We start from the raw sequence: 19404 nt of genomic DNA on the forward strand, positions 1-19404 counted from the left end.
ACATGACAATGGTCCCATCCAACGACTTCTGGTTCGACGTCGGCCCACTGCGCGCGATCCCGCAACGCGGCGCGCGCACGGTGAAGACTCCGCGGCGCGAGATCGCGGTATTCCGCACCGCCAGCGACGAGGTGTTCGCGCTGGAAAATCGCTGCCCGCACAAGGGTGGTCCGCTTAGCGAAGGCATCGTGCACGGTCGCAAGGTCGCCTGCCCACTGCACAACTGGATCATCAACCTCGATGATGGCGAAGCCTCGGGCGCTGACAAAGGCTGCGCGCGCAGCTTCCCGGTCAAACTCGAGAACGGCCGCATCTATCTCAATATGAGCGTCGCCGCCGCCCCATAGGCGCACGCCCCATCAACCAACCCCGCTCCAAGGAAAGTTTCCAAGTAATGGCCTATCTCGTCCCTTCAGAATTCGTGACCAAGATGGTGGATGCCGGCGAATCCAAGATCTTCATGTCCACACGCGACACCATCATCCGCGCCTTCATGGCCGGGGCTATCCTGGCACTCGCCGCGGTGTTCGCCGTCACCGTCACGGTGCAGACAGGCTATCCGATTATCGGCGCGATCCTCTTCCCGGTCGGTTTCTGCATGCTCTATCTGCTCGGCTTCGACCTGCTCACCGGCGTCTTCGTGCTGACGCCCCTCGCATTGCTTGACAAGCGCCCCGGCGTCACTGTCGGCGGCGTGCTGCGCAATTGGGGGCTCGTCTTCGTTGGCAACTTCATGGGTGCGATCATCGTCGCCATCATGATGTCAATCGTGTTCACCTTCGGTTTCTCGACGCCGCCGGACAAGGTGGGTCAGGTGATCGGCCATATCGGCGAAGGCCGGACGCTCGGCTATGCGCAGTATGGCGCAGCCGGCATGCTGACGCTGTTCATCCGCGGCATGCTCTGCAACTGGATGGTCTCAACCGGCGTGGTCGGCGCGATGATCTCAACGACAGTCAGCGGCAAAGTCATCGCGATGTGGATGCCGGTCATGGTCTTCTTCGCGATGACGTTCGAGCATTCGATCGTCAACATGTTCCTGTTCCCCGCCGGCCTGATGCTCGGCGGCAAGTTCACGATCATGGATTACATCATCTGGAACGAGATTCCGACCGTGCTCGGCAACCTCATTGGCGGCCTTACCTTTACCGGCCTGACGCTGTATGCAACGCACATCAAGACAGCTCCGAAGCGCGTTGCTAGTCTCGCCCGCTAGGCCGACCCGCAATCCTCGCAACACGACGCCCCGGCTTCTCCAGCTGGGGCGTCATTTTATTAGTGTGACCCATGCCGCGTGAACTGACGATCTCGGTCGGCCAATATTCGGACAAGGGCCGCAAGGACACTAATCAGGATTTCCACGGCGCCCTGATTCCGACCGAGCCGCTGTTGAGCCTCAAAGGCATTGCCGTCGTCATCGCCGACGGCATCAGCAGCAGCGCGGTCAGCGGCGAAGCCAGCGAATCTGCGGTCAAGTCATTTCTCACCGATTATTACTGCACCTCCGAATCCTGGTCCGTGAAGACATCGGCGCAACGCGTCATCGCTGCGACCAATTCGTGGCTGCAATCCCAGACCCAGCGCGGCCGCTACCATTACGACAAGGATCGCGGCTATGTCTGCACCCTGAGTGCAATGGTGATACGCGCACGCGCAGCGCACCTCTTTCATGTCGGCGATTCCCGCATCTATCGCGCATCGGACCGCGCACTCGAGCAACTTACCACCGACCATCGCGTCGTAATCTCATCCGAGCAGAGCTACCTCGCCCGCGCGCTTGGCGTGAACCCGCAAATCGAGATCGACTATCAGGCTCTGCAGATCGATGCCGGCGACGTCTACGTCCTCGCCACCGACGGCGTCTATGATTTCGTCGGGGCGCGCTTCATCACTTCGGCGATTGCCGATCACGCCGACGATCTCGATGCTGCCGCGAGGCTGATCGTCGACGAGGCCTATGCGCAGAACAGCCCGGACAACCTCACCGTGCAGATCGTGCGGATCGATGCGGTGCCGGATGGTGAGGCCAGCGACATTCTGATGCCGCAATTGCCGCTGCCGCCACTGCTCGAAGCTCGCGCGGTGTTCGACGGCTACAGGATCGTGCGCGAACTTCATGGCAGCAGCCGCAGCCACATCTATCTCGCGGTCGATCTCGAGAGCGACGAACAGGTTGTCATCAAGATTCCGTCGATCGATCTGCGCGACGACCCGGTCTATCTGAAGCGGTTCATGATCGAGGAATGGGTGGCGCGGCGGATCGACAGCGCGCATGTGCTGAAGCCGTGCCGACAGTCCCGCAAGCGCAACTACCTCTACATCGTCGCCGAATTCATCGAAGGCCAGACGCTGAAGCAGTGGATGCTCGACAATCCGAAGCCGGATTTGGAAACCGTGCGCGGCATCACCGAGCAGATAGCACGCGGCTTGCAGGCGTTCCATCGGATGGAGATGATCCATCAGGACATTCGGCCAGACAATATCATGATCGACAAGACGGGCACGGTGAAGATCATCGATTTTGGCTCGACCCGCGTCAACGGCGTCGCCGAAGCTGATTCACCCGGCAAGCACAGCGACATTCTCGGCACGCCGCAATACACCGCACCCGAGTTGTTTTTCGGCAAGCGCGCCACATCGCAATCCGACCTCTATGCGCTTGGGACCCTCACCTATCAGATGCTGTCCGGGACGCTGCCTTACGGAGCGGAGGTCGCGAAGGCTACGAACGCCGCGCAGCACCGCAAGCTGCGTTATCGATCGCTGCTCAACAATGCCAGCGATATCCCGGAATGGATCGACGGCGTGTTGCGTAAGGCCGTGCACGCCGACCCGGCGAAGCGCTACGACGAACTCTCCGAATATGTTTACGACCTGCGCAATCCGAAGGCGGAGTTTCTCAATCCGCCGACCGTGCCTCTCCTGGAGCGCAATCCGAACATGGTCTGGAAGGGCCTCTCGCTGCTGCTCGCTATAACTGTCATCGCATTGCTGTCGAGGCGCTAATGGCGTAGCTAGCCAGGCCTGCACCTCTCTTAGCCAGTTGCAGGGGCGGGTACTCACCAGGCTCGAACAGCTCAGCGTCGCGATGGACGAGAATGCAACTCGCCCGCGCGCAGAGGCCAGCCTGCGCCGCATCGACGCCGTGATGGCCGCGATCCGGGAGCAGATATCCGACAATGCGCCCTACGGCGCCCACGGTCGCATCAGTGCGCAGTCGCCGCGTATGCGCGACCTGATCGTCGGGCTCCATGAGAACTGGCTGACGAGCGCTTCGTCTGAATTTCGCGAAGTCTTGCATAAAAGGTGACACCAATTGAGAATGGATGGCTCATCCAGAGCTTCGGCTCGGCCAGCGGCGAGAACGTACCGTACGTCTACCGATATGGCGGCATTTCTATCCAATCGTCGAAAGCAACGTCCGTGCCTTCTGTCAACAAAGCAAAGAAATCAACCAGCAAACGCCCGGCACGGACCAATGGCAGCATAACAGACGCAACCTATTTGAAGCTGCACAACCTGATCGAGTCGCGACAGCTGCAGCCCGGCGAGGTGATCGAAGAGCGCCGGCTTGCACTGCGGCTGAAAGTCTCGCGGACACCGCTGCGGGCTGGCATCAGCCGGTTGCTGGGCGAAGGCAGGCTCGAGCAATTGTCCAACGGCACTGTGGTGGTCCGCACAATCGAGATGGCGGAATTGCTCGAATTGGTCCATCTTCGCATGGTGCTGGAGAGCGAAGCGACGTTCATTGCGGCGACCCGCATCGCGCTGGATATCCTTGCACCGATCAGGGCTGCGCTGGAGAAGATCATTGCTGCGTCGACAGTGTCCGGGACGGCTCACTGGACCCTCGACGATGAAATTCATGACCAGATCGCGCGGCATTGCGGCAATCGCTCGCTTGAGAAGCTGATTGGAGAAATCCGGCAAAAGATCCGGATGTGCAATGTAGAGCGCCAGCCTGGCCGGCTGCTGCCCGCCACCCGCGAGCATCTGGCGATTATCGATGCCATCATCGATCGTGATGCTGCCGCAGCCCGTCAGGCGATGATCCTGCATCTCACTAATGTGCGGCAGGGATTGCTCGAACGGTTCGGGATCTTCCTGCCCGAGCCTCACGGTTAGGTCGAGATCAGGCAGAATCCCTGCGGGTGCATGTCCGAAAATTCTGCAGCTGCCCGCAATTTTGTCGGACTCCGTCCAAATTTGACGCAGCTTCCCGGGCTTCGCAGCTTGACTGAAATCAGCATGGGCGGTTCACTGGTATACCAGTGGAATATCAAGCCGCTCCGCAACGCCGACCAACCAGATGTCCCGCCTGAATGACGCCAAACCACATTGCTTCCCACACCGTCGCGGCCGAATCGCTGTCCCCGGCCGCCTTTGCCGCCTTCGGCGATGTAGCTGAGCGACCGATCGACGTGCGCCGGCGCTATCTTCCGACATCGGACGATCGCACCGAGGACGCCGCCACCTTTTCCTTCTGGATCAGCAGCGCCGCCAGGCTCGGCAGTCTGCCCCTGCCAATCACGACGCTGGAGCGTCATCCGTTCTCCGCCCAGACTTTCATCCCGCTCGGCAGCAGCCAATACCTGGCGATCGTGTGCAATGCCGGCCCGGATGGCCTGCCTGATGTGGCCACCCTGCGGTGCTTCATCGCCGGAGCGCATCAAAGCATCACCTTCGCCCGCAATGTCTGGCATCATCCCATGACCGTTCTCGGCGCGGCCATGGAATTTGCCGTCGCCATGGGTATGACCGGCCGTCAGGACGACGACGTGTTCGTCGATATCGCTGGCGACATTCGCGCCGTGATGCCGCCGAGCGCATAGGGATCGCAATGATGCCGCATGATGATCACCTCACCCGCGACTTCGTCGGCTACGGCCGCACCCCGCCGCATCCGCAATGGCCGGGCGCAGCAAGAATCGCACTCAACTTCTGCATCAACTACGAAGAAGGCTCCGAGCCGTCGTTCGCCGATGGCGACGGCGTCACCGAAGCAGCCCTGACCGAAGGTGGCGGTGGCGGCTTCGAGGGCCGCGACCTCGCCGCCGAGTCGATGTTCGAATATGGCAGCCGCATAGGCTTCTGGCGCGTGCTGCGCCTTCTGTCCGAGCGCGGCATGATCGCCACCGTCATGGGCTGCGCGCTGGCGTTGGAACGCAACAACGAGGCCTGCGCCGCCATTCAGGAATATGGCTACGACGTCTGCGCCCATGGCTGGCGCTGGGAGCGGCATCCGTTGCTGTCCGAGGCCGACGAACGCGAGCGCATACGCAAGACCGTCGAGAGCCTCACGCGCACCACCGGCGAGCGTCCGCTCGGCTGGTATTGCCGCTATGGGCCGAGTGTGAACACGCGGCGCCTCGTGGTCGAGGAAGGCGGCTTCCTCTACGACTCCGACGCCTATAACGACGAATTGCCGTACTGGACACGTGTGCTCGGCAAGCCGCATCTCGTAGTGCCTTACGGTCTTGCCAACAACGACGCAAAGTTCAGCCGCGGCGCGATGGCAACGGCGGATGATTTCTTCGTCTATCTGCGCGACGCCTTCGACATGCTCTACGCGGAAGGCGCCACCGCGCCGAAGATGATGTCGGTCGGACTCCACACCCGCCTGATCGGCCATCCCGGCCGCGCCGCCGGCCTACAGCGCTTCCTCGACCACGTCGCCAGGCACGACAACACCTGGGTCTGCCGGCGCGGCGACATCGCCCGTCACTGGCAGGCCACTCATCCCCCCACGCCCTGATCTCCACCACATCCGCACCCGAAAGGACGTCCCCATGAGACTGAAACCCACGGATTGGCTGTTCGCGCTGATGCTGTCGACTGCGGCATTCGCCGGCGGCGCCAGCGCGCAGGAAGCCGATCATCCATCCGACAAGCCGATGGTGGTCGCGTCCGACTTCGGCGTCGCGCCGTGGATGGTGCGCGGCCCCAACGGCCCCGAGGGTTTCGGTGCGGATCTGATCAACGAGATCGGCAAAGATCTCGGCCGCCCGAAGGTCGAGATCGTCGACATCAATTTCTCCGGCCTGTTCGCAGCGCTGTTCGCCAAGCGCGCCGAATTCCTCGTCAACCCGCTCAACCTCACTGCCGAACGCTCCGAACGCATGCTCTATACCGAGCCGCTATTCTCCACCGGCAACGGCTTCATCATCCGCGCCGCCGAAGAGATGAAGGGTTTCGAGGACCTCAAGGGCAAGGCGGTCGCTGTCAATCGCGGCACCATCTCGGATACCTGGGCCACCGCCAATGCCGAGAAATACGGCTTCGAAGTGCAGCGCTACGATGTATTCCCCGACACAGTACAGGCCGTGCTGACGCGCCGCGCCTTCACAGCGCTAAATGAGATCCCGACCACCGTCTATGCCGCCAGCCAGAACAAGGCGATCAAGGTCGGTTTCAAGGACTTCAACGGCCGCAACTTTGCCTATGCGTTCCGGCTGGAAGACACCGAATATCGCAACAAGGTCGAAACCGTCATCGAATGCATGAAGCTGGATGGCCGTCTGCGCAAGCTACACGAGAAGTGGTATGGCGCGGCGCCCGATGCCGGCTCAGCCATCGACACCGTGTATTTCGGCTACGGCCCTCCCGGCTTCAAGGGTTTCGAGCCGACCTCGCACGTTCCGAAGTGCAAGTAAGGCACTTGCTCTGACAAGATAGCTGCCTGAACTGGATCGGCACCGCTCCGATCCAGTTGCTGGAGCGGAGACCCGATGGATCGGATCGTCGAATACTACTTCAACGCCCAGGTCATCGCGACTGCCTTCCCGCAGGTGCTCGCGGGCTTCCGCACGACTGTCATCGTCTCGCTGCTCGTTATTGTCTGCGGCACGCTGTTCGGCCTGCTGCTCGCGCTGGTGCGATGTGCGAACCTGCGCCCGGTCAATTTTGCCATCACGGCCTATGTGGATGTGCTGCGCACGCTGCCGCAGCTCGTCGTGATCGTCTTCATCTATTTTGGCCTGCCTTATCTGGGCCCGACGCTGTCCCCCTTCGCAACCACTGTGCTGGCACTCGGCATGGTGCTGTCGGCCTTCGCTACCGAGATCTTCTGGTCCGCGATCATGGCGCTGCCGCGCGGACAATGGGATGCCGCGAGCGCGCTCGGCTTCAGCCGGCTACGGACGCTGATCACGATCATCCTGCCGCAGGCCGTTCGCCTCGCGATCCCGCTTCTGACCAACCGCGCCATCTCCATCAGCAAGGGTACTGCGCTCGGCACCGCCGTATCGCTCCCGGAAACGCTAGGACAGGCGCAGAGCGTGATGGCGCTGGTCGCCAATCCCTCGCCGCTGACGCTGGCCGCGGCGTTCTACCTCACCTTCTTCCTGCCGCTGGTGATCGCCAGCCGGTGGATCGAATATCGCTACAGCACGGGGCGTTGAGCGGATCGCATGCAAGATTTCCTGGACAATTTCGCCAACTGGGAGTCGCTGTTGCGGGTCTATCCGCTGCTGCTGCAGGGGCTGATCTATACTGTCTCGCTGGCGGTGGTGGCGCTGCCGCTCGGCATTCTCGCCGGCCTCGCCATCGCCGTGCTGTACAGCTTCAAGAACCGCTGGGTAAATATCGCGCTACTGATCTATATCGACCTGTTCAGGTCGTTTCCCGTAGTGGTGCTGCTGATCCTGATCTTCTACGGCATGCCGTTTCTGGGCCTGACGCTCGGCGGCTTCACCGCGGCGGTGCTGGCCATCGTGCTCAACAATTCCGGCTATTATGGCGAGATCTTCCGCGCCGGCATCCTGTCCGTGCCCCACGGCCAGACCGAGGCTGCCCGAGCGCTCGGTTTCAAGCCGCTGCATGTGGTGTTCTCCATCGTGTTGCCGCAGGCGATCCGCAACGTGCTGGCGCCGCTCGCCAGCAATTCGCTGGAACTCGTCAAGGCGACACCAATTGCCGCCTTGGTCGCGCTGCCTGAACTGCTGCGCTCAGCCCGCGTCGCCCAGGAGCAAACCTACAACCCGACGCCGCTGATGGCGGCCGCGGTGATCTTCTTCGTCATTCTGTATCCGTTCGCGCGCTGGGTGGCGCGGCTGGAACGGCAAGCACTGAAAGCCCGCTGACATGGCCACACTGATCACCGGCGGCAGCGGTTTCATCGGGCTCGCGCTCGCCGAACGCCTGATCGCCGACGGCGAGACCGTTATCTTGTTCGACCTCTCGGCCCCCGGCCACGACATGCTGATGCGCGCCGAGCTTGCCGGCGCTACGCTGGTCACCGGCGATGTCACAAGCGCCGACGACGTCGACCGCGCGTTGAACACGGCCGGCATCGACCGCGTGATCCACACCGCCGCGATGACGCCGAATGCCCAGCGCGAGCATGACGCTGCGCGCCAGATCGTCGACGTCAATATCGGTGGCACCGTCAATCTGCTCGAACGCGTAACATTGCGACCCGCCATCAAGCGCATCACCGTGCTCAGTTCGGTCGCAGTGTACGGCTTCTCGCAACCGGCCGCGTCGGGCCTGTTCGAGGAGGATTTGTCGCCGCCGGCGCCAGCCGCGCTCTACGGCATCACAAAGCTTGCATCGGAACAGGCGGCGCTGCGGATCGCCGACCTTCACAAGCTCGATGTACGCGTGATTCGGCTCGGGCCGGTCTTTGGCCCATGGGAATTACAGACCGGTGTTCGCGATGCGCTGAGTCCGCATTATCAGGTGCTCCGTATGGCCTTCGACGGCCGTGAAGCGATTCTCCCGCGCAGCATGGCCGGCGATTGGATCTATTCTCGCGACGCTGCCCGCGGCGTCGCGAGGGTGAGCGCCTCCGACACGCTGAAGCACCGCACCTATCACGTCAGCGGCGGTGTGTTGTCCGATCTGCCACGATGGTGCGAGATCATCGCGACGCACATGCCCGGCTTCCGCTGGCGGATGGCGGAGATCGAGGCGGAGGGCAACGTGATCTACGGCCTGCCGAAGGACCGTGCGCCGCTGAACATTGCGCGACTGGCCGCGGATGCCGGATTCGCGCCTCAGTATCATCTGGAAGATGCGGCGCGCGACTATCTCGGCTGGTTGCCGCAGGCAGGAGAACCCGCTTGAGCAAACGTCTGGCTGGAAAGTCGGTTCTGATCACCGGCGCCTCCTCGGGCATCGGCCGCGCCATCGCCCGCCGGTTTGCTGCCGAGGGCGCGAAGCTCATGCTCGCGGATCTCACCATGGACGTGCGCGAAGGCGGCACTCCGACATTGGAGCTGCTGCGTGCAGACGGTTATGAGGTCGATTTCATCCAGATCGACGTCGCCTCGGAGGACGACACCGTCCGCGCCGTCCAACAGACCGTTGCGCGCTACGGCCGCCTCGACGTGCTCGTCAACGACGCCGCCATCGGCACCGGCAAGCGTCTGACCGACACCAGCCTCGCCGAATGGGACAGGACGCTGGCGGTCAATCTCACTGGCGTATTCCTGATGTCGCGCGCCGCCGTCAACCAGATGCTGACGCAGGATATTCGCAATGAGGCCCGCGGCCGCCTCGTCAACATCTCCTCGCAACACGGCATGATCGCCTGCCCGGAAGACATCGCCTATGGCACCTCCAAATCCGGGGTCGTCTACATGACGCGGCAGATCGCGGCGGACTACGCGAAGGATCACATCATCTGCAACGCGGTCGCGCCCGGCAAGATCGTCACCGGCAAACCGGGCCGCGCCGCGGAGCCGCGCTGGATGGACTACTCCACCAGCCGTACGCCGATGCCGCGGCTGGGCCGTCCCGACGACGTCGCCAATGCAGCGCTGTTTCTGGCCTCAGACGAGGCAACTTTCATGACGGGCGAAAACATTCTCGTCGATGGCGGCTGGATGGCGTCATGAGCAACGTTTCGGAGAGCACCATGGAGCAAGCGCCTGCGGATACATCCGCGCCGATCATCCAGATGTCCGGCGTCACCAAATGGTATGGCGACGTCCAGGTGCTCAAGGGCATCGACTTCACGGTGGCGCGCGGCGAGCGCGTCGTGATCTGCGGGCCTTCGGGGTCCGGCAAGTCGACCATGATCCGTTGCATTAACCGGTTGGAAGAACATCGCGACGGCCGCATCATGGTCAATGGCGTCGAGCTGGATCACTCGACGCGCAATGTCGACGTGGTCCGCCGCGATGTCGGCATGGTATTCCAGCAGTTCAACCTGTTTCCGCATCTGACCGTGCTGCAGAACCTCACCATCGCGCCACGCAAGATCCGCGGCGCAACGAGGCAGGAAGCCGACGAGGTCGCGCGCTATTTTCTTGAGCGCGTACGGATCTCCGAACAGGCCAATAAATATCCGAGCCAGCTCTCCGGCGGCCAGCAGCAGCGCGTCGCCATCGCGCGTGCGCTGTGCATGAAACCGCAGATCATGCTATTCGACGAGCCTACCTCCGCGCTTGATCCGGAAATGATCCAGGAGGTACTCGACGTCATGGTCGGCCTCGCCCGCGAAGGGATGACCATGGTCTGCGTCACCCACGAGATGGGCTTCGCGCGCACGGTCGCCGACCGCGTGGTGTTCATGGACGCTGGACGGATCATCGAGGAAGGCGCGCCGGCCGGCTTTTTTTCGGATCCGAAACAGGATCGAACCCGTGCATTCCTCAAACAAATTATGCATCGATGACCGAAGCGTCTGCTTTGCGCCAGAATCCGTCACTAAAGCGCTCTAGCCAGCATAAGTATCCAGTTGATATCGCGCCAGCAATCACCGGCCGCTTCTCTCCTTGAGCAACATGCTAACCGCGCTGTCGAAAAGCACTTTTGGTGCGATTGGTCCTGCCGACATCGCCGGGAGAATAGTTGATGCGGTCACAACGTTATCCGTCATCACTGTGAGGATCGTGCCAGTCGCAGTATTGAATGCGAGCATACCTCTAGAGTAATCACCAACTGCTGCGTCGGCGCATTGTGGGGCGCGAAATCCCCTCCCGATCTGGTTCTCGCGAAACGAGATGCTCGTTGCCACCACCGTGTCGCTCAGAATGTCGCCGCTCTCCCTTAGGAAGGTCGATTTTGCCTTCCTCGAAAATCGCTGCAACACATTCTGCAAACTTCTCAGCTGGGGTTTGATAGAGCTATGTCTCTTTCACGGCGTTTCATTGAGCTTTCATGCTATTGCGCTGAGCCTGGTCTGGCTATGCAGGGACAGATCAGTGCCACGCGGAAGACATTGGCGCGGAAATCTGTTGGTGTTTTCGTTTGAGCCGTGCTGCTAGGAAGACCAAGGTTCACCAAAATAGACCTCGACTAGTCGGCAGCGTGCTCGGTCGGGCGCGATTACCCGCCAGAACCGTTCGAGAACACCCGGCTCGCGAGCACATCCGAAGCCTCCAGTGACATGATGTCATCGACGCTCAGTACGCGGTCGAGATCGGCGACAAGCCGATTGGCCTGACGCAACCGCATGCGATCGAGCGCGTTGCGGATCGAACGGGCGTTGGAGAACAGCGGCTGGGTCTTGCGCAGCGCGATGTAGCGGACGAACGCTGCGCGCGCATCGGCGCTGAATTTGTAGTTCATATCCCCGAGCATCAATTCGGAGATGGCGAGCAATTCGTCGTCGGCATAGTCGGGGAAATCGATGTGGTGGGCGATGCGCGAGCGGAAGCCGGGATTGCTGCCGAAGAACTTGTCCATGCGGTCGCCGTAGCCGGCGAGGATCACCACCAGATTCTCGCGCTGCGATTCCATCACCTGCAGCAGTATCTCGATCGCCTCCTGGCCGTAATCGCGTTCATTATCAGGCCGATGCAGGTAATAGGCCTCGTCAATGAATAACACGCCGCCCATCGCCTTTTTCAGTATCTCCTTCGTCTTCGGCGCGGTATGGCCGATATATTGCCCGACCAGTTCGTCGCGCGTCACCGACACCACCTGCCCTCGCCGCACGAAACCCAGTTTATGCAGGATGCTGGCGATGCGCAGCGCCACCGTCGTCTTGCCGGTGCCGGGATTGCCGGTGAACGACATGTGCAGCGTCGGGTTGCCCGACGCCAGGTCCATGCGCTTGCGGATGCGCTCGATCAGCAGCAGCGAAGCAATCTCGCGAATCCGCGTTTTCACCGGCTTCAGCCCGATCAATTCACGATCGAGCTGATCGAGCACCTCGCCGATGCCGACCTCGTCGAACTCACGGCGCAGATCGACCTGCGTCGTGGGCGACACGTCGCCGACGCTATCAACCACCGTCAGCGTGTTCACGACCCACCGTAGCGTTGGCCTTCGGGTCGATCGACGGCATAGGATTTGGTCGTATAGCGGATGTTGCGGCCTTCCACCTCATGCCGCTCGAGCCGGAAGCCTGGCTCTTCCTTCGGACGGTTGACGATGAAGGAGAGCCGCACCGATTCCCAGCCATGGCTCGAGTCGAACGCCGACAGCCGGATGTAGCGATCGCCATACACCTTGCGGCATTCGGTCAATTCCATCAGCACGCCAGCGGCGTCGCGCAGATCGAACATCGGCAGGCCCCACATTTCCCAGAAATTGTTGCGGGGATGCGGATCGTCCGTGAATTCGATGTTCACGGCCCAGCCATTGGCGAGGCAATACTGCACCTGTTTTGAAATCTGTTCATCAGTGAGATCGGGCAGGAACGAGAAGCAGCCCTGGGTAATGCGCATGATCGTGCTCCTTATAGCGAGACGCTAGCGGTGGGGGCGTAGTCAGGCATGTCAGTGGATTCGTAGTTGAAGGTGACGTTCTTCCAAGTCTCCAGCGCCGCCTTCAGCGGCGTGCAGGTCATCGCCGCCTTGGCAAGAATCTCCTCGCCTTCATGCAGGTAGTCGCGGCCTTCGTTGCGAGCGAGGATCATCGCTTCCAACGCGACACGGTTGGCGGTGGCGCCGGCCTGGATACCCATCGGATGGCCGATGGTGCCGCCACCGAACTGCAGGATGACGTCTTCGCCAAGGTGATCGAGCAACTGATGCATCTGGCCGGCATGGATGCCGCCCGATGCGACCGGCATCATCTTGTTGAGGCTGGCCCAGTTCTGCTCGAAGAACACGCCGTGTTCGAGCCGAATCGGATTGTAGTCTTCGCGGCAGATGTCGTAATAGCCGCGCGTCGTCGCCGGATCGCCTTCGAGCTTGCCGACGACCGTCCCGGCATGGATATGATCGACGCCGGCGAGCCGCATCCATTTGGCAATGACGCGGAACGAGACGCCATGATTGCGCTGCCGCGTATAGGTCGAATGCCCTGCGCGGTGCAGATGCAGGATCATGTCGTTCTTGCGCGCCCATTTCGCCATCGACTGAATCGCAGTGTAGCCGATCACGAGGTCGATCATGATGATGACGGAGCCGAGCTGCTTGGCGAATTCGGCGCGTTCGTACATGTCCTCCATGGTGCCGGCGGTGACGTTAAGATAGGTGCCCTTGATCTCACCGGACGCCGCCTGCGCCTTGTTGACCGCCTCCATGCAATAGAGAAAACGCTCGCGCCAATGCATGAAGGGCTGCGAGTTGATGTTCTCGTCGTCCTTGGTGAAGTCGAGCCCGCCCTTCAGCGCCTCATAAACGACGCGGCCGTAGTTTCGACCGGACAGACCCAACTTCGGCTTCACAGTCGCGCCAAGCAGTGGGCGGCCGAACTTGTCCATACGCTCTCGCTCGACTACGATGCCGGTGGCCGGGCCCTGGAACGTCTTCACATAAGCGACCGGAAGCTGCATGTCTTCCAATCGCAGAGCCTTCAGCGGCTTGAAGCCGAACACATTGCCAATGATCGAGGCCGATAGGTTGGCGATCGAGCCGTTCTCGAACAAGTCGAGATCGTAGGCGATATAGGCAAAGTACTGGCCGGGCGAATTCGGCACCGGATCGACCCGAAAACACTTGGCGCGGTATTTTTCCGCAGCCGTGAGGCGATCGGTCCACACCACGGTCCAGGTCGCGGTCGAAGATTCGCCGGCCACTGCTGCCGAAGCCTCGATCGGATCGACGCCATCCTGCGGCGTCACCCGGAACAATGCGATGATGTCGGTGTCCTTGGGTACATAGTCGGGCTCCCAATAGCCCATCTTCTTGTATTCCATGACGCCGGACTTGTAGCGGTCTTTGCCGCGGATCGTGATCGAAGCATGTTCATTCATGGTGGCCTCCTCGTTTGGATCCGGCGTCACCGGATGGAATAAGGTCTGTTCACTCGGCAGCTTGCGCGATGTTGCCGATCTTCGGGTCGAGCGCGCCACTGCGATAACGCTTCGCCATTTCGGCCAGCGGAATCACCTTGATCTTCGCGGCGTGGCCCGCGGTACCGAATTGTTCGAAGCGTTCGCGGCAGAGGTCGCGCATCGCATCCATCGCCGGTTTCAGAAATTTTCGCGGATCGAATTCGCTTCTGGTTTGCGCGGCAACCTTCCGGAAGGCGGAGGTCATTGCGAGGCGGCAGTCGGTGTCGATATTGACCTTGCGGACGCCGTGCTTGATGCCGCGCACAATTTCCTCGACCGGTACGCCCCAGGTCTGCGGCATCTCGCCACCGAATTGATTGAAGATGTCCTGCAGCGGCTGCGGCACCGATGACGAGCCGTGCATAACCAGATGCGTATTCGGCAGCCGGCGGTGAATTTCTTCGACGACCGTCATGGCGAGAATATCGCCGTCCGGCTTGCGCGAGAACTTATAGGCGCCGTGCGAAGTCCCCATCGCGATCGCCAGCGCGTCAACCTTGGTGGCACGGACGAAATCGACCGCTTGATCCGGATCGGTGAGCAACTGGTCGTGGCTGACCTTGCCCTCGACACCGTGGCCGTCCTCCTGCTCGCCGCCGCCATGCTCCAATGAACCGAGTACGCCGAGTTCGCCTTCGACAGAGGCGCCGATCCAGTGTGCGATATCGACCACGCGACGCGTGATGTCGACATTGTAATCGTAGTCAGCAGCAGTCTTGGCGTCGGCCTTCAGCGAGCCGTCCATCATGACTGACGTGAAGCCATGCTTGATCGCGGTAGCGCAGGTCGATTCCTCATTGCCATGGTCCTGGTGCAGGCACAGCGGGATCTGCGGATGCATCTCTTCCAGCGCATCGATCATCCTCGCCAGCATGAAGTCGTTGGCGTAGGAGCGCGCGCCGCGCGAGGCCTGGATGATGACCGGCGCATCGACCTCGGCGGCGGCCTCCATGATCGCCAGACCCTGCTCCATGTTGTTGATGTTGAAGGCCGGCACGCCGTAGCCATGTTCGGCGGCGTGATCGAGCAGTTGCCTCAGTGTAATGCGTGCCATAGGTCCTCCATTTCGTTGTCTTGTCCCGAACAACTCATTCGGCGGCAGCGATGCGCGAGCGGGCAATGCAGCGCATCGCCGCCGTTGCGACCGCCGCGGCGGTGATACCGAATTCGCGATACAGATCATCCGCAGGCGCCGAGGCGCCGAATCCGGTCATGCCGACGAACTCACCGCCATCGCCAAGCCAGCGCGCCCAATCGCCTTCGATCGCAGCCTCGACACCGACGCGCGGAGCACTGCCGAGAATTGCCGCCCGATAGTCGCCGGGCTGTTGCCGGAACAGATCGAAACACGGCGCCGACACCACCGCGGCGCGGATGCCGTCATCGGCAAGCAGCTTGGCCGCGACAATCGCGATCGACACTTCGGAGCCGGTCGCGATCAGGGTGACGTCGCGACCACCTTCCGGCTCGATGACGACATAGGCACCGCGCGCGACAGGATTGGTGGAATCGATGCCCTCGCGGAACACAGGCAGCGCCTGACGCGACAGGCAAAGCACCGACGGCGCATGCGGCGTCCGCAACGCGCAATCCCAGGCCTCGGCGGTCTCGACGGCATCGCCGGGGCGGAACACCAGCAGATTCGGAATCGCGCGCAAGGAAGCCAAGTGCTCGACCGGCTGATGGGTCGGGCCGTCCTCGCCAAGCCCGATCGAGTCATGCGTCATCACGTGAATGACGCGGATGCCCATCAACGCGGCCAGCCGGATCGCAGGGCGGCTGTAATCGGCAAAGCACAGGAAGGTGCCGCCATAGGGAATGAGGCCGCCATGCAAAGCGACGCCGTTCATCGCCGCCGCCATGGCGTGCTCGCGCACGCCGTAATGGACGTAGCTGCCGTCGAAGGCATCGTGCTGGATCGGCGCCTGCATCCTGGCGCGCGTGAGATTCGAATGGGTGAGGTCAGCCGATCCGCCGAGCAGATTCGGCAGGACATCGGCAATGACATCGATGACGAGTTGCGAGGCCTGCCGGGTGGCGATCTTCGGTCGCTCCAGCAAGAAATGGGCGCGAATCTTGGCCAGCGCATTGTCGTATCCGCCGGAAAGCTGGCCCTTCAGCGCGGCCTGAAAGTAATCCCGCACAGCGCCGTCGAGACGCGCAACGCGCCCCACCCATTCCGCATGCGCCGTCTGTCCGCGCGCCCCGACCGCGCGCCATTGTCGCGCCACCACATCGGGAACGTGGAACGGGGCGTGCGGCCAGTGCAGCGCGTCACGCGTCTTCGCAACCTCGTCCGCGCCCAGCGGCGCGCCATGCGCCTTCTCACTGCCTTGCCGATTCGGCGCGCCGAAGCCGATCACCGTGCGGCACGCGATCAGCGATGGGCGGTCGTTGTCGCGCGCCCGTGCAATGGCCGCGGCCACGGCCTCGGGATCATGGCCGTTGACACGGCAGGCCGACCATCCCGATGCAGCGAAGCGCGCAAGCTGATCGTCCGAACACGACAGCGAGGTCGCGCCGTCGATCGAGATCTGGTTATCGTCGAACAGCACGATCAGACGATTGAGCCGCAGATGTCCCGCCAGCGAGATCGCCTCGTGGCTGAGGCCCTCCATCAAGCAGCCGTCACCGGCGATCACGTAAGTGTAGTGATCGACGAGACCATCGCCGAAGCGCGCATTCATCAGGCGTTCGGCCAAGGCCATGCCGACCGCCGTGGCTAAACCCTGGCCGAGCGGGCCGGTGGTCGTCTCGACGCCCGCGGTGTGGCCGTATTCGGGATGGCCGGGTGTCTTCGAGCCCCATTGCCGGAACGACTGCAACTGATCGAGCGTCACCTCCGCCGATCCGGTCAGATGCAGCAGCGCGTAGAGCATCATCGAGCCGTGGCCGGCGGACAAGATGAAGCGGTCGCGGTCTGGCCAGGACGGATCGGCGGCATCGAATTTGAGGAAGCGCGAGAACAGCACCGTCGCCGCGTCGGCCATACCCATCGGCATGCCGGGATGGCCCGACTTCGCCTTTTCCACTGCGTCGATCGCGAGAAAGCGAATCGCATTCGCCATATCCGCGTGCGGAACGGTCGTTTGATCCATCTGGGGAGCGGGACTCTGAATATTCATACCGTGCGCCTTTTGCGTTCCATCAATTGCAGGATCAGCGGGGTGAGGATGAGCTGCATCGCCAGATCCAGCTTCGAGCCGTGGATCACGATCGAGTTGGCACGCGACATGAAGCTGTTGGGGATCATCGACAGCAGATAGGGGAAATCGATGCCGCGCGGATTCTTCAACCGGATCACCACCATGGATTCATCCGGCGTCGGAATCCACCGCGCGATGAAAGGGTTCGAGGTGTCGACCGTCGGCACACGCTGGAAATTGATGTCGGTCTCGGCGAATTGCGGGCAGATGTAGTTCACATAGTCCGGCATCCGCCGCAGGATGGTGTCGGTGACGGCTTCCTGCGTGTAACCGCGATCTTTGCGGTCGCGATGCAGCTTCTGGATCCACTCCAGATTGATGACGGGAACGACGCCGACCTTGAGGTCAGCATGCTGGGCGATATTGACCTTGTCGGTCACCACAGCGCCATGCAGGCCTTCGTAAAATAGCAGGTCGGACTTTTCCGGCAGCGGGCCCCATTCGGTAAAGGTCCCCGGTGCCGCTCCGTATAATTTGGCTTCGTCCTCGTCGTGCACGTAATGACGGGCGGTGCCGGTGCCGGATTCGCCGTAGTCGCGGAAGACTTTCTCCAGCTCCTCAAACAGGTTGGTTTCCGGGCTGAAGTGGCTGAAATGCTTGTTGCCCTTCTCGCCTTCCTCCAGCATCTTCGTGCGCATCTCGACGCGGTTGTAGCGATGAAACGCATCGCCCTCGATATAGGCGGCGGCGACTTTCTCGCGACGGAAAATGTTCTCGAACGTCTTTTTCACCGAGGTGGTGCCAGCACCCGACGAACCAGTGATCGATATAATGGGATAGCTGCGCGACATTTTGCTCTGCCCCCGGCTCAGCGAAACAGGCCGCGCCGCGCAAACAGCGGTGCGTCGCTATTGTCGAACATCGGTTCGATGCCTTCGTGAACGGCCGCAACGTCGCGAACGCCGCGCATCGAGCCCATGATCAGCGGCACGCGCTGGTGCGGTGTTCGCGCCGAAACTTCGAGGATGCGGCGACGGCCGGTGGTTGCGGAGCCTCCGGCCCACTCCATGACCAAAGCCACCGGGTGCGCTTCGTATAAAAGGCGTAGGCGCCCTTCGCGGTATCCGGGGCGCGCGTCGGCCGGATAAAGGAACACGCCGCCGCGGACGAGAATGCGAAGTGACTCGGCGACCAGCGAGCCGATCCAGCGCATGTTGAAATCGGCACCGCCGTCGCCCCCAATGCCGGCCAGGCATTCGTCGATATAGGTCCGCACCGGACCGTGCCAGTGCCGCCGGTTCGACGCGTTGATGGCGAATTCCGGCGTATTGGGCGCAATCCTGACGCCTTGTGCGACAAGCAGGAATTCACGTGCGCGGCGGTCGAGAATAAAGATATCGACGCGCCCGTTGTGCGCCAGCACCAACGTGGTCTGGGGACCGTAGACCACGAAGCCCGCGGCGCATTGGGCTGTGCCGGGCTCGAAGAAGGTGGAAACCACATCGTTACCGCGCGGACGGATCGAGAAGATGGTGCCAACCGAGATGTTGTTCTCAAGATTGGCGGAGCCATCCAGCGGATCGATCGCGACACAGAGCGGCGCGGCGACATCGAGGATTTCGGGCAATTCTGCCTCTTCCGACAGAATGGCGGCGACGGGGGTCACGAGCAGCGCGCGGCGCATCATCCTGTCCGCGACAAGATCGATGTCCTTCTGCGCGTCGCCGTCGGAATTCACGCCGCTGAGACGACCCGTAATGCCGGCCAGCGGGCCGTCGGCAATGACGTCGGCAAGGTCGATGGATGCAGCGGCGATTCCCTCGATCACGGCGGCGATCGCAAGCCGGTTCGGCGTCTTCGCCCCCGCGCGATCGAGATGCGAACGCAATGTCACGCGTTCATCCATAGCCGTTCCCTCATCGCTGCCCTCTGCGGAGCCATTTTCAAAGCGTCGTGCCGTTCGGCCGTCCGCGCACCAACAACATCCCAGTTTGTAGAATTAGTAAAATATTCTTATCTTTGGCCGGAGCAAAGTTTTCCTTATAGAAGTTGCGAGGCTGGTGAGCCGGTTTCCGCGGGAAT

The 19404-nt window shown here is 61.8% G+C and carries 20 protein-coding genes; 13 read left to right on the plus strand and 7 right to left on the minus strand.

The annotated features are described in order from the left end of the window. Positions 1-2: 2 nt before the first annotated feature. From nirD to AB8A50_RS17650, 13 genes are all read left to right on the plus strand, one after another. Positions 3-347: a nitrite reductase small subunit NirD gene (gene nirD, locus AB8A50_RS17590; RefSeq protein WP_374725601.1), complete on the plus strand. Its 345-nt coding sequence runs from the start codon at positions 3-5 to the stop codon at positions 345-347. 47 nt (positions 348-394) lie between these two features. Next, entirely contained in the window at positions 395-1216 is an 822-nt protein-coding gene (locus AB8A50_RS17595; protein WP_089265759.1) for a formate/nitrite transporter family protein, read from the plus strand. Positions 1217-1287: 71 nt separating this feature from the next. Continuing rightward, entirely contained in the window at positions 1288-3006 is a 1719-nt protein-coding gene (locus AB8A50_RS17600; protein ID WP_439078442.1) for a protein kinase domain-containing protein, read from the plus strand. 82 nt (positions 3007-3088) lie between these two features. After that, positions 3089-3310, plus strand: coding sequence for a hypothetical protein (locus AB8A50_RS17605; RefSeq protein WP_439078443.1), 222 nt, complete (start codon positions 3089-3091; stop codon positions 3308-3310). Between the two features lie 194 nt (positions 3311-3504). Beyond that, positions 3505-4125 carry a GntR family transcriptional regulator gene (locus tag AB8A50_RS17610; RefSeq protein WP_231077835.1) on the plus strand — a complete coding sequence of 207 codons (621 nt, stop codon included), beginning with the start codon at positions 3505-3507 and terminating at the stop codon, positions 4123-4125. 197 nt (positions 4126-4322) lie between these two features. Beyond that, positions 4323-4832: an ureidoglycolate lyase gene (locus AB8A50_RS17615; RefSeq protein ID WP_231077836.1), complete on the plus strand. Its 510-nt coding sequence runs from the start codon at positions 4323-4325 to the stop codon at positions 4830-4832. An 11-nt stretch (positions 4833-4843) separates the two neighbouring features. Continuing rightward, positions 4844-5755: an allantoinase PuuE gene (locus AB8A50_RS17620; protein ID WP_439078444.1), complete on the plus strand. Its 912-nt coding sequence runs from the start codon at positions 4844-4846 to the stop codon at positions 5753-5755. 34 nt (positions 5756-5789) lie between these two features. Further along, positions 5790-6653 (plus strand): substrate-binding periplasmic protein, encoded by an 864-nt coding sequence (locus tag AB8A50_RS17625; protein ID WP_439078445.1) that lies wholly within the window; start codon positions 5790-5792, stop codon positions 6651-6653. Positions 6654-6728: 75 nt separating this feature from the next. Beyond that, positions 6729-7400: an amino acid ABC transporter permease gene (locus AB8A50_RS17630; RefSeq protein ID WP_439078446.1), complete on the plus strand. Its 672-nt coding sequence runs from the start codon at positions 6729-6731 to the stop codon at positions 7398-7400. Positions 7401-7409: 9 nt separating this feature from the next. Further along, on the plus strand, positions 7410-8081 hold the full coding sequence (locus AB8A50_RS17635) for an amino acid ABC transporter permease (protein ID WP_320447159.1): 672 nt from the start codon (positions 7410-7412) through the stop codon (positions 8079-8081). Position 8082: 1 nt separating this feature from the next. After that, a complete protein-coding gene (locus AB8A50_RS17640; protein WP_439078447.1) occupies positions 8083-9066 on the plus strand; it encodes an NAD-dependent epimerase/dehydratase family protein in 984 nt (327 codons plus the stop codon). Further along, positions 9063-9839: an SDR family NAD(P)-dependent oxidoreductase gene (locus AB8A50_RS17645; RefSeq protein WP_089266337.1), complete on the plus strand. Its 777-nt coding sequence runs from the start codon at positions 9063-9065 to the stop codon at positions 9837-9839. The genes AB8A50_RS17640 and AB8A50_RS17645 overlap by 4 nt, the downstream gene beginning before the upstream one ends. Then, the gene (locus tag AB8A50_RS17650) at positions 9836-10621 is read left to right on the plus strand and encodes an amino acid ABC transporter ATP-binding protein (protein WP_439078448.1); all 786 of its coding nucleotides are present in this window, start codon (positions 9836-9838) and stop codon (positions 10619-10621) included. The genes AB8A50_RS17645 and AB8A50_RS17650 overlap by 4 nt, the downstream gene beginning before the upstream one ends. Before the next feature lie 653 nt (positions 10622-11274). Here AB8A50_RS17650 and cbbX read toward each other — a convergent pair. From cbbX to AB8A50_RS17685, 7 genes are read right to left on the minus strand one after another with little or no spacing between them, the layout of a single operon-like run. Then, entirely contained in the window at positions 11275-12189 is a 915-nt protein-coding gene (gene cbbX, locus AB8A50_RS17655; protein ID WP_439079989.1) for a CbbX protein, read from the minus strand. 5 nt (positions 12190-12194) lie between these two features. Continuing rightward, complete coding sequence (locus AB8A50_RS17660; protein ID WP_068729086.1) at positions 12195-12620, minus strand: ribulose bisphosphate carboxylase small subunit; 426 nt, start codon at positions 12618-12620, stop codon at positions 12195-12197. A gap of 11 nt (positions 12621-12631) precedes the next feature. Next, on the minus strand, positions 12632-14095 hold the full coding sequence (locus tag AB8A50_RS17665; protein WP_439078449.1) for a form I ribulose bisphosphate carboxylase large subunit: 1464 nt from the start codon (positions 14093-14095) through the stop codon (positions 12632-12634). A gap of 49 nt (positions 14096-14144) precedes the next feature. Next, complete coding sequence (gene fba / locus AB8A50_RS17670; protein ID WP_439078450.1) at positions 14145-15230, minus strand: class II fructose-bisphosphate aldolase; 1086 nt, start codon at positions 15228-15230, stop codon at positions 14145-14147. Between the two features lie 34 nt (positions 15231-15264). After that, the gene (gene tkt / locus AB8A50_RS17675; RefSeq protein WP_439078451.1) at positions 15265-17301 is read right to left on the minus strand and encodes a transketolase; all 2037 of its coding nucleotides are present in this window, start codon (positions 17299-17301) and stop codon (positions 15265-15267) included. Further along, entirely contained in the window at positions 17298-18173 is an 876-nt protein-coding gene (locus AB8A50_RS17680; RefSeq protein ID WP_184511866.1) for a phosphoribulokinase, read from the minus strand. The genes tkt and AB8A50_RS17680 overlap by 4 nt, the downstream gene beginning before the upstream one ends. A 17-nt stretch (positions 18174-18190) precedes the next feature. Continuing rightward, complete coding sequence (locus AB8A50_RS17685; protein ID WP_439078452.1) at positions 18191-19228, minus strand: class 1 fructose-bisphosphatase; 1038 nt, start codon at positions 19226-19228, stop codon at positions 18191-18193. Positions 19229-19404: the final 176 nt, after the last annotated feature.

This window comes from Tardiphaga sp. 841_E9_N1_2 (assembly GCF_051811065.1).
In the GTDB taxonomy this organism is placed as follows: Bacteria; Pseudomonadota; Alphaproteobacteria; order Rhizobiales; family Xanthobacteraceae; genus Tardiphaga; species Tardiphaga robiniae.